Consider the following 11,559-nt stretch of genomic DNA (forward strand, 5'->3'; position numbering starts at 1 on the left):
CGCCTCCGCAAATCGGCGCCAACCAGTGAATCACAAGTCATTGCTCGGATTCAAATTTCACTCGGACAGGCTCTTAGCAAAAAAGTATCAAGTGTTCAGCAGGCCGAAGATCTTTCCACTGCTCTGGAGCTGATTCGACAGGTTGTCGGTGAGGAGGCCAGCAACGATGCTTTGATCAACTCGATCCGCAACATCGGGGAGAACACGTCTGTCTGCCAATGGGTCGCTGGTTGGCTTGCACGGGCGAAGTACATTGCCTATCCAAAGCTCAATCTGGGCAGTGATTGGACTGCATTAAACACCGGCCATTTTCTCGCTGAGGCTGGCCTCCGCTTTCAGAACTGTCTCCGGAATACCGATCGGATTGTTGATGTATTAAAAGGCAGGAAGTTTTATTTCGAGAGCTCCCGCCATGGTGTCATTGCGGAGGTTCAATCGATCGGGTTGCAGCGCTTCCTCATTCTTGCTGGTGTCCACACGAAGAAGAATGGTCCCGTCATGCGCCGGCTGCGCCTCGAGATCGAGAAGGAGTTTGAGGCAGCAGGCGTTCCTTCGCTCAGCACATGGCCAGTAGATTGTCCGTGGAAGGCAGTTGAAAGAATCCCAAATGGATTCTTTGACCTCGACGATATCAGCGACTTGGATCTTCAGGGACTTGAGGTGTAAGTCAAATGACGGATTGGCGATACGCGGCAGCCCTTTCGCAGATCGGGACTCCCAAGAGGGAGCTTGCCGAGGCACGGGAACACATCCACGATCTTGAAGCGGATATTCTCTCGATCACCTCACCTGATGAAGACGATTACCGCGCAGTCGGACTGTCCTCCGACTGCTCTACGGTTGTTTTAGCCGCTTCAAGAAAAGCGCTATTAGCATACTGGCATCCTGATCGTTGGCCTTCAGCCCAGAAGTCATACGCAACGGAGCGCTTTCAGGCGGTCCAGGCTACGTTTGACCGCATCGAGCGACATCGCACGTATGAAAGGAGAAAATAGCAGATGACTAACCGATCCATTGTAGCGAGGCTTTTGGCAGCATGGGACTGGCGGAAGAGCATTGTGTTGTTTGTTCAAGCGTCTCTTTGGTTTGCAGTATCAGTAATCAAGGCTGCAGCCCGAATGATCATCCACGTGTGTGCCTTACTGATTGGCTTTGTCTGTGGGTTCTTGCTCGTGAAGCGCTTCTGGCGGAGCCACAGGTAAGTCTATCGGGACTGCTCAGGCTGAATGGATTACGTCGAGGAACTGAGCCCAAGCCAGACTCCCCATCGTACGATGAGAGAGCAGATGATACTGCAGAAGGCACCCAGCCCTGCCGGTGGATTTCACCCCTGTGTAATCTCTACTCTATACACACCACGCAAGGGGCTATGCGCCGGGCATTCGGGAGCTACCGTGACAGCGATGGCTGTGGTCCCTTCCCTACTGGCGACCGGTCCGGATCAGATGAACCTTGTCATGTGGAACGTGGATGGCAGCGCGGGCTGACACAGATGCATTGGCGCCCTCCTCTGCCACCGAAGATCGCCAACCAATCGGTCACCAACGTGCGCAATGTATCGATAACGCACTTATCGTTCTGGGCTTGTCGCCTCAGCGGTAGGACAGACAGTAGTTTCCGCTCGAGTGATACCCGCCCGGACAGGATCCAGTTTTTGGGATCGCGTGTTTCGCATTCTCATAGCCGAGGCAGTAATCGCCCGAGCTGTGATAGCCGGACGGGCATGTGCCAGTTTTCGGCAGAGCCGGCCGCGGAGTTTTCGAGTACGGCAAACAGGCGCCACCGCTCGAGTGGTAGCCAGACGGACAGGTGCCAACTTTTGGAACGGCTTGGGCGTAGACGTCGGGAGCGGCCATCATAATCAGGCCAGTCAGAAGGCAAGCGCAGGAATGGCGAGCCGTTAACCCGAGCAGTGTGATCGGCATTTGCATTTACTCTACCCAAAGTTTGGTCCGGTCGATCGGGGTGCACAAGGCTGCCTGCGCCAAACATAAATATATCCAAACTTAAATATACTTTGGGAGGAAACCTGTGCCTGTCACCATGCGTACCACCGGCGAGATCATGGCCCGCGAAAAACGAGATATGTTGTTTGTTCGGTTCAGACTGCTGTCCCGGAGGAGCGCACCACCTAACCCGTCTCGGCAGCGACACCTTGAATGGTTCGGCTCGAGAGGGCTGCGTTACGAGTTGGCTGCGCCACGTGGCTGGCTGGAGGGAGATCCCGGTCTCATTGTGATCTATTTTGATGGGCCGGACGATCCTCGGATTGGGGAGTATTCAGCCTTCTTCGAAGATGCTGACGGAAAAAGCCTCGCTCCTGACGAATATCAGATGGTACTAGTATCCTATGCGTCTTGGCTGGTTGGCCAAGATGATCAAGCAAGGGACACTTCGTTACTTTAGAGCATCCCGCTCCATAAAATATCTAGAAATTCTGGATATTCTTGATAAGGTGAGGCGCAGGAGATCCGCCCATGCGCACGTTCACCACGGCCGACCTTAACAAGAAGGTCGGGGACATCACCGACGCCGCCCGCCGGGAGCCTGTCCTGCTGACCCACCATCGCAAGCCCCGCTTCGTCCTGATGTCAGTCGAGACTTACGAAAGCCTGACGCAGGCCAAAGCCGCTGACAAGCGTACCGGCTTCACCCTGGAGGCCATGCCGGACGACGTCGCCGACGGCCTTCTCGCTCTCGCTGACCAATACGAGCGCGAGGGCCGCGATGACGACGTTTGAGCCGGAAACCGGCCTTGTCATCCGCTACCACTACCTCTGGCAGCGACAAGCCCTCGCAGGCGAGGAGACAGGCCGAAAGGTCCGGCCGGTCTGTGTGGTCATTCCCGTCGGCGCTACAGGCACGGACGTAGTGCTGTTCCCGCTAACAACGCAGCCGCCCGGGCCTGATCGCTTAGCCGTGCAGGTTCCGGAGACCGAGCGCCGTCGCCTCCGCCTCAAAGGTGACGGTCCAGCCTGGATCATCCTCGACGAAGGTAACCGTGACGAGCTGCCGGGCTCGTACCATCTCGAGCCTGTCGCCTTGAACCCGGTCAGGTTTCACTATGGGGTTTTCAGTCCGGCGTTCATGCGCGTCGTTCTCACAACCCTCGCCCAGGCCATACGGGCGCAACGGCTCAAAGTCGTCAGCCGAAGCGAGTAGCATCTTCTAACGTCTGTGGACATTCGTCGCGACCGGGGTTTGCCCTTCTGGGTTCTCAGCAGCCGGGGCTCCGGAGCGCGACATTGCGCAGGCGCGGCCAGTACTGGCCCCGAGCGATGGTTCTGTCAGGACGAACGCGTGACAGCCTGGAGCCGCTTCTGGGTTGTTCCTCCCCGATATCCACAGGGCTGAGAGAGCAACCCTCGTTGACCGCATCGCGTTGCTCATGTTCTTGATTTGTTCACTTTGTCGCACCAGGACCCGATGACGCGTCACCTGTTCAATTCCGCCTCCTCTCGGCCGACCGCTTCTGCGGCCGTGGCAGACCTGCGCCAGCAGATCGAACGCCTGGAGCGCGGCTCACGCATTCACGAGACGCTGCCCTTCGGCATCGAGGCGGTTGACAATCACCTGCCCGGTGGCGGCTTGGCGCGCGGCGCCCTGCACGAGGTGATTGAGGCTGGGCCTGTGGCCGAGTTTGCTGGCTCGGCCACCCTCTTCACTGCCGGGATCGCTGCGCGCCTCAAGGGACCTGTCCTCTGGTGCCTGACGAGGCGCGATCTGTTCGCGCCAGGTCTCGCCAACGCCGGCCTTCTTCCGAGCCGCGTCACCTATGCGGAGGCGGGCCGTGAGCGGGACGTGCTTCCCCTTGTCGAAGAGGGTTTGCGCGAGCGCGGCTTGGCTGTCGTCATCGGCGAGGTGACCCGCCTGACGCTGACAGCCTCACGTCGCTTGCAGCTGGCGGCGGAAGGGTCCGGCGTCACCGCGCTGATCCTGCGACGCTGGTGGACCGTCGCCGAGAAGGATCTAGTTGCCCTGCCCTCTGCCGCTGTCACCCGATGGCGGATCGCGCCCGCCCCGTCTGAGCCAGTCCCTGCCCCGGGCCTCGGTCGCGCTCAGTGGCAGGTTAATCTTGTGCGCTGTCGCGGCAGCGAACCCCGTTCCTGGATCCTGGAGGCCTGCGATGCGAAGGGTCGTCTCGCTTTACCTGCCGCACTGGCCGGTCGACAGGATCCAGCGGCGGCACGGCGAGCCACCGCGCGATGAGCCACTCGTGACCGTGCAGACAGTAGGGTCGCGCCGCAGGGTTGCCGCAGCCTGCCCGACCGCGCAGCGGCTTGGCCTCCACGCCGGCATGGCCGTCGCACATGCCCAGGCGATGGTCCCGGGGCTCCACGTCTGGGACGCCACGCCCGAGGATGACAACGCAGCGCTGCGCAAACTGGCGCGCTGGGCGATCGGCTACTCGCCCGTGGTCGCGTCCGATCCGCCCGACGGCGTTTGGATCGACATCGCCGGTTGCGCGCACCTCTTTGGCAGCGAGGAGGCTCTCCTTGCGCACCTGCTGGGCCGACTGAACAACCAGGGCGTGACTGCCCGGGCCGCGGTCGCCGACGCGCCTGGCACGGCGTGGGCCGTCGCCCGCTTCCGCGGCGGCGGGGTCATCCCGGTCGGTCGATCCGTCGAGGCCGTGGCCACCCTCCCCGTCGCCGCGTTGCGGATCCCGCCCCAGGCGATCAGCGTCATGCAACGTCTCGGCGTGGAGCGGGTCGGACAACTCGCTGCCATGCCGCGCGCACCCATGGTACGCCGCTTCGGCAAGGACGTGGCGCTGCGGTTGGACCAGGCGATGGGCCATGCCTTCGAGCCGATCAACCCGCTGATTCCAGAGGAGACGCCTCTCTCGACGGCCGCCTTCGCCGAGCCGATCGGCAGGCTCGAGGCGCTGAAGGACGTGGTACGCCGCCTTGCCGAGGATGTTTGTGCGCAACTCCTCAGGAGAGGCCTGGGCGTGCACAGGCTCGACCTGATCCTCCGCCGCGTCGACCAGAAAGGCGCCAACCTCCGCGTCGGCACCGCGAAGGCCACGCGGGACGCGCAGCACCTAGCGAAGCTCTTCGACGAGCGCCTGCAAACCGTCGATCCAGGCTTCGGCATTGAGGAGATGGTCCTCATCGCCAGCAAGACCGAGCCGCTGTCCGAGACTCAGGTTGAGGCGCGCGGCATCGCCGGCGTGTCCGCGCCGGATGTGGACATGAGCCGCCTCGTCGACCGGCTCGGCGCGAAGGTCGGTGCGCATCGCGTGTACCGGCTTGAGCCGGTGCAGACGCTTGTGCCGGAGCGGATGGTGCGCAAGGTGCCCGCTCTCGCACCAGTGACTCAGGTCACTTGGCCGGAGAACCTGCCCCGGCCGACGCGCCTGCTCGACCCGCCTGAGCCCGTGGTCGCGACGGCGCTCCTGCCCGACCACCCGCCGGCGCTGATTGTTTGGCGCAAGGTCCGGCACAAGGTCACGCACGCGGATGGGCCAGAGCGCATCGCGCCCGAGTGGTGGGCCGGCGATCCTGACAGGCCGTCGCGGGACTACTATCGCCTCGAGACCGACCGCGGCGGCCGCTTCTGGGTCTACCGCGACGCGCCGGCGGCCGAGGGCGGGCGCTGGTGGCTGCATGGGCTGTTCGCATGACAGACTACGCGGAGCTTCAGGTCACGACGCATTTCAGCTTCCTGCGCGGCGCGTCGAGCCCCGCCGAGCTGTTCGAGCAGGCGAAGCTCCTTGGCATCGCGGCGCTCGGGATTGTCGACCGCAACTCGCTCGCCGGAATCGTGCGCGCCTACGAGGCGTCGAAGGGTACCGGTGTGCGGCTGATCGTCGGTTGCCGCCTCGATCTCACCGACGGAACATCCCTGCTCGTCTATCCGACCGACCGCGCCGCATACTCGCGCCTGTGTCGGCTGCTCAGCATCGGCAAAAGCCGCGGCGGCAAGGGCAAATGCCTGTTGCAGTGGGAGGACGTCGTCGCGTGGAATGAGGGCCTGCTCGCGATTCTTCTCGGCGACGAGGCCGATGACGAGCTCAAGCGCAATCTGGCGCGCCTCAAGGCGACCTTCGACGATCGCGCCTACATGGCGCTGATCCGGCGCTTTGCGCCCAATGAACATTTGCGCCTCTACTCCGTCGAGCAGGCGGCCCAAGCCGCAAAGGTGCCGACAGTGGCTATGGGTGACGTGCTCTACCATCACCCCTCGCGCCGTCGCTTGCAGGACGTGGTCTCCTGCATCCGCCAGCGTTGCACCATCGACGAGGCAGGTTTCCGGCTTGATCGTCATGCTGACCGGTATTTGAAAGACCCAGTCGAGATAGCCCGCCTGTTCGAGCGCCACCCCGAGGCTTTCCGCCGGATTGGCGAGATCCTCGACCGCTGCACGTTCAGCCTTGATGAGCTGCGCTATCAGTATCCGTCGGAGACAGAGCCTGACGAGACCGCACAGGAGAAGCTCGAACGGCTGACCTGGGAGGGTGCCCGGCACCGCTACCCTGACGGCGTGTCCGATGTCGTCGCGACCACCTGCCGGCATGAGCTGCACCTGATCGAGGAGCTCGGCTACGCGCCTTACTTCCTCACGGTGCATGCCATCGTGTCGTTCGCAAAATCGCGCGGAATTCTCTGCCAAGGACGCGGCTCGGCGGCGAACTCCGCCGTCTGCTACGTGCTCGGCATCACCTCGATTAATCCGACTGAGCACGACCTTCTGTTCGAACGCTTTGTATCCCAGGAGCGGCGGGAGCCACCAGACATCGATGTCGACTTCGAGCACGAGCATCGCGAGGAGGTGATCCAGTGGATCTACGACACCTATGGCCGCCACCGGGCGGCGCTGACGGCTGTCGTGACCTGCTACCGAGCGCGAGGCGCCGTCCGCGAGGTCGGCAAGGTGCTTGGCGTGCCAGAGGATGTGACGGCGGGCCTGTCCGGTCTCGTCTGGGGCTGGGGTAACGGCGGCGTGACCGCGGCCGAGGCCAAGGAGCTCAACCTCAATCTCAACGATCCCCGCCTGCGCATGACGCTGGAGCTCGCCTCAGAACTCATCGGGGCCCCGCGCCATCTCTCACAGCACCCGGGCGGCTTCGTGCTGACCCAGGAGCGTCTCGACGACCTCGTGCCGATCGAACCGGCGGCGATGGAGAACCGGCAGGTGATCGAGTGGGACAAGAACGACATCGACACCCTGAAGTTCATGAAGGTCGACGTGCTGGGTCTCGGCATGCTCGGCTGCATGCGCCGCGCCTTCGACCTGCTGCGCGAGCACAAGGGTGAGGATCGCGACCTTTCGACGATCCCCCTCGACGATCCCAAGACCTACGCGATGATCCAGAAGGCCGACACGGTGGGCGTGTTCCAGATCGAGAGCCGGGCCCAGATGGCGATGCTGCCGCGCATCAAGCCGGACAAGTTCTATGACATCGTGATCCAGGTCGCGATCGTCCGGCCCGGCCCGATTCAGGGTGACATGGTGCACCCTTACCTGCGTCGACGGGAAGGACGTGAAACGCCTGAATACCCACGACCGGAGCTCAAGCGAGTGCTGGAGAAGACCCTCGGCGTGCCGCTCTTCCAGGAGCAGGCGATGCGAGTGGCCATCGAGTGCGCCGGCTTCACGCCCTCCGAGGCCGACCAGCTCCGGCGAGCCATGGCGACCTTCAAGCTGACCGCCGGCGTCACCAGGTTCCGCGACAAGCTCGTGCGCGGCATGACCGCACGAGGCTATGACCAAGCCTTCGCCGAGCGAACCTTCAAGCAGCTCGAGGGTTTCGGCTCCTATGGCTTCCCGGAGAGCCACGCGGCCTCGTTCGCCAAGATCGCCTACGCCTCGTCCTGGATGAAGCGGCACCATCCCGACGTGTTCTGCTGCGCCATCCTGAACGCGCAGCCAATGGGCTTCTACGCTCCGGCGCAGCTCGTGCGGGACGCCAGGGCGCACGGGGTCGAGATCCGTCCTGTCGACGTGAACCACTCCCGCTGGGACTGCACGCTGGAGCCGACGCGCAACCGCTATCGCTTTGCCGTGCGCCTCGGCCTGCGCCTGGTGCGCGGCCTCGCCAACGCCGACGGCGGCATGATCCCGATCGCGCGGGGTGACGATCCCTACACGTCGATCGAGGACCTCTGGCGGCGCGCCGGGATCCCCGTGTCGGCCCTCGAGCGCTTGGCCGATGGCGACGCCTTCGGCTCCCTTAGTGTCAACCGGCGCGACGCGCTCTGGACGATCAAAGGCCTGTCGGACGAGGTGATGCCGTTGTTCGCGGCAGCCGACGAGCGCGACCGCGTGATCCGCTCCGAGGCCCAGGAGCCTGCCGTCGCGCTCACGCCTATGACGGAGGGGCGGGAGGTCGTCGAGGACTACCGCTCGAAGGGGCTGACGCTGCGCCAGCACCCCCTCGCCTTTCTGCGAACCGAGCTGCGCGAGCGCCGGATTCGCAGCTGCGCCGACCTCCACCGCGTCCGCGACGGCCAGCGGGTAATGGTCGCCGGTCTGGTGCTCGTGCGCCAGAAGCCGGGCTCGGCTAAAGGCGTGATGTTCATGACGATCGAAGACGAGACCGACGTCGTCAACATCATCGTGTGGCCGTCCCTTTACGAGAAGCAGCGCCGTCTGATCCTTTCGTCCAGCATGATGGCGATCCGCGGGCGCTATCAGCGCGAGGGCGGCGTGAGCCATCTCATTGCCGAGCACCTCATCGACCTGTCGGACCTGCTGCGCAGCGTCGGCGACCGGGACGATCCTTTCAGCATGCGTCACGGGCGCGGCGACGAGGCGAAGATCGGCACGCGCGACCGCCTGCGCCAGGGCCCGAAGGAGAGCGCCGACGCGTCGCCTATTGGGATTCCCGAGCGACGGGTCGAACCGCCTGCCATCCGTGTCGCAACACGCGACTTCCGTTGATCCAACCGAACGTGCAAAGGTGTCCGTCATGCAAGAGCCAGACCCCAGACAACGTACGAAACTGCTCAAGATCGGAACGCGGCAATGCCGCTACATCGTCTCCGACGATCTGCGTCACGCCATCTGCTGCGGAGCTCCAACACCGGAGGGGTCGAGCTGGTGCGACTGGCACCGGAGGCTCGTGTATGTCCCAGCGCAACCCGTCAAGATCCGGCGTGACGCACTGGCGTCGTAGGCTTGCAGTTCACAACGAGCCCTCCGAAACTTGGCCTGGCACGCAAGATCTCCATTATGCGCACACCCAAGAACGGCCTTCGCATTCCGCAACTCCCAAGGGTGGTGGAGAGCCCATTCTATCGTGCACCACCGCATCCTGTGCGGGTTATAGGTCGAACCCCGAGACCGCGCCGTCACGGGCCACGAGGGCGATCCGGATGCCGGCCCGTCTGACGAGAGGGCGGTACCGCCATATCTCCGCCAGCTTGCGGAAGACTGGCGTATCCGGCACGGCCGCGACCACGATGTCGTCGGCGGAGACCTGGAACAGAAGCGCTTGGCCGAGGGCCGTCGTGAGGAGCGGATACTCTGGGCTGCCGGGCTTTCGGATGAGCGGGCCCTTCTTGCATTCGGCGACGATGCGGCGGCCGTCGACCGTGGCGAGCACGTCGCCTTCGCCGGGCCGCGAGTGCACCCGAATGGTTTTGTCGCCGCGCCGGTAAGCGCCGGTCCAGGCGTTCCGGCCGACCTGCGGCTCCTTGATCTGCCCCCATCCCGTGCCGGCCATGAAGCGCCCGAGGTCGAAGATGACGGCGTCCCCGACTTTGATGCTCGCCCCGTCGATCGCGACGCTGGCCATCGTTCCCGAGCCTGGAAGCGACAGGATGAACTCGGCCAGCCGCAGGGCCACTTCGGCCTCCGGCATGTGGTCGTCCGGCAGGCTGAGGTCCGGCAGCCCTTGGCCGTTCACAAACTCGGAAATCACGGTAATCGGCTTGTCCATCATCCCCTGGCTATGCCAGCCTCTGCACGATTTGAAAACTACCGCGACTGTACGAGACGCAATGCCCCGCCGGAGGATCCCACCCGTGTGCAATCTTTACTCCATCTACACCACCCAGGAGGCGATGCGCCGGGCCTTCGAGGTCGGCCGCGACAGCGCTGGCAACGTCCCTCCCCTGCCTGCGATCTTTCCGGACCAGATGGCGCCGGTAGTGCGAATGGCTGACGGCGAGCGCGAGCTGATCCGGATGCGCTGGGGCTTTCCGCCCCCGCCGACGGTCGGCACGCAGCCGGTCACCAATGTGCGCAACGTGGCATCACCCTTCTGGCGCGCCTGGCTCAAGCCCCAGTACCGCTGCCTCGTGCCGCTCACCAGCTTCAGTGAGTACAAGGACACCAAGCCGCGCAAGACGCCGGTCTGGTTCGCGCTCAACCAGGAGCGACCGCTGGCAGCCTTCGCGGGTATCTGGCGACCATGGACTGGAGTGCGCGGCACCAAAGCCGAGCCTGTCGAGGGCGAGCACCTGCTCTACTCGTTCCTCACATCCGAGCCGAATGGAGTCGTCTGGCCGAACCACCCTAAAGCCATGCCAGTGATCCTGACGACCCCGGAGGAGTACGAGACCTGGCTCACTGCGCCGGCGGAAGTCGCACTTGAACTGCAGCGGCCGCTGCCCGATGACATGCTCGAGATCGTGGCCGAAGGTGCAAGATCGGACCAACCCGAGGCAGCTTGTACTGCCAGCAAGCTCCAAAGCTAGTTTTCAGGAGCTCGGTTGGACCCTGGGCGTGTTGGTGAACTCTGTTCTGGACTTGGAGCTGCAGTGTGTGGCTCCGCCTTAGCCCTGTCAGCATCCCTCAAGGGATCGTCCATCGTCTGCTCGCTTCGAGGATGCTCGACTGGGCTCATTGCAGCTTGTCTCTGGAGCCTACGGTTCCTCCAGGCCTGCAACATCTCTTGCCTCAGCCCTGGTCTGGGTTTTGGAAGGGTCCGCCAGATCGTCAACGTGAACGCCTTTCCCACGGCGAGCACGAGGGCCATGCCATAAAGGAAAATGGTCGGAGAGAAACTCTCGTCCATTCAGTGTCATCCTCTCAGCGCCCGCTCGATACTGTCAGCCGTATTCACTGGTGAAGCTCTGCTCACACCTCGCCCCTGATCGAAGGGCAGCTTTCCCGTTCCTAACCCTCCTACCAAAGTCTGTCTTCCTCAATTCTGCTGTCTGCTAAGGATAGGAGGCAATGAGCCTGCCTCAAGAGCTCCCACATCGGCCACTCGAGTGATCTATCAGATAAAGAACATGAGACTGCTGCAAAGGGTTCAGTCATACTTCCGCAAGCCTGAGTTTTCGCCAGCAATCCGGCCGCAAGCAGCCGCCCCTGTTGAGGCGGTTGGCATCTCCCGTTCAAAGGGAGCCCAGATCAGGGATGTGCTGCGCCAGTGTGAGAGAGGCAGCCTCAAGGAGGCTGAAGCTGTCGAAGAGCTGCTCAAGATCCTACGCTGAGGCCAATCCAGGTTACCCTGTATCCCTGCACTATCCGCTTGCTCAGCAGATAGCCGCGTTTCCGCTTTCGCTGGAGCCAGGTTTCAAGGGCTTCCACTGCACATGACTGGTTTTCGTAGAGCTCGACTCTTCGTTGCCCAGGTCGACCAATACGGCCCCATTCACG

Annotated in this window: 9 protein-coding genes and 1 pseudogene; 8 read left to right on the forward strand and 2 right to left on the reverse strand. The window is 63.1% G+C overall.

Annotated elements, in window-relative coordinates:
• The 7 genes and pseudogenes from JKG68_RS28165 to JKG68_RS34975 form a co-directional block, all read left to right on the forward strand.
• Window positions 1-666: hypothetical protein (locus tag JKG68_RS28165; protein ID WP_202065311.1), on the forward strand; the 666-nt coding region annotated here is incomplete at its 5' end.
• Between the two features lie 1,811 nt (window positions 667-2,477).
• Window positions 2,478-2,741 (forward strand): type II toxin-antitoxin system Phd/YefM family antitoxin, encoded by a 264-nt coding sequence (locus JKG68_RS28170; RefSeq protein ID WP_202065312.1) that lies wholly within the window; start codon window positions 2,478-2,480, stop codon window positions 2,739-2,741.
• Entirely contained in the window at window positions 2,728-3,162 is a 435-nt protein-coding gene (locus tag JKG68_RS28175; protein ID WP_202065313.1) for a hypothetical protein, read from the forward strand. Before JKG68_RS28170 ends, JKG68_RS28175 begins: the two co-directional genes overlap by 14 nt.
• 264 nt (window positions 3,163-3,426) lie before the next feature.
• Entirely contained in the window at window positions 3,427-4,209 is a 783-nt protein-coding gene (locus JKG68_RS28180) for an ImuA family protein (RefSeq protein ID WP_202065315.1), read from the forward strand.
• A gap of 7 nt (window positions 4,210-4,216) precedes the next feature.
• Window positions 4,217-5,629 carry a Y-family DNA polymerase gene (locus JKG68_RS28185; RefSeq protein WP_312891011.1) on the forward strand — a complete coding sequence of 471 codons (1,413 nt, stop codon included), beginning with the start codon at window positions 4,217-4,219 and terminating at the stop codon, window positions 5,627-5,629.
• Complete coding sequence (locus JKG68_RS28190) at window positions 5,626-8,889, forward strand: error-prone DNA polymerase (protein WP_202065317.1); 3,264 nt, start codon at window positions 5,626-5,628, stop codon at window positions 8,887-8,889. Before JKG68_RS28185 ends, JKG68_RS28190 begins: the two co-directional genes overlap by 4 nt.
• Window positions 8,819-9,124: pseudogene (locus JKG68_RS34975) on the forward strand (GcrA family cell cycle regulator); the annotation flags it as partial. The gene JKG68_RS28190 and the pseudogene JKG68_RS34975, both read left to right, overlap by 71 nt.
• 147 nt (window positions 9,125-9,271) lie before the next feature.
• Here the strand turns inward: JKG68_RS34975 and JKG68_RS28200 are convergent.
• Complete coding sequence (locus JKG68_RS28200; RefSeq protein WP_246515975.1) at window positions 9,272-9,892, reverse strand: hypothetical protein; 621 nt, start codon at window positions 9,890-9,892, stop codon at window positions 9,272-9,274.
• Window positions 9,893-9,974: 82 nt separating this feature from the next.
• Between JKG68_RS28200 and JKG68_RS28205 the strand changes: the two genes are divergently transcribed.
• Complete coding sequence (locus tag JKG68_RS28205) at window positions 9,975-10,649, forward strand: SOS response-associated peptidase (RefSeq protein WP_202065319.1); 675 nt, start codon at window positions 9,975-9,977, stop codon at window positions 10,647-10,649.
• 727 nt (window positions 10,650-11,376) lie between these two features.
• Here JKG68_RS28205 and JKG68_RS28210 read toward each other — a convergent pair.
• On the reverse strand, window positions 11,377-11,559 hold a 183-nt coding region (locus JKG68_RS28210), incomplete at its 5' end, for a WGR domain-containing protein (protein WP_202065320.1).

Origin of the sequence: Microvirga aerilata, from assembly GCF_016743775.1 — a bacterium.
Classification (GTDB): domain Bacteria; phylum Pseudomonadota; class Alphaproteobacteria; order Rhizobiales; family Beijerinckiaceae; genus Microvirga; species Microvirga aerilata.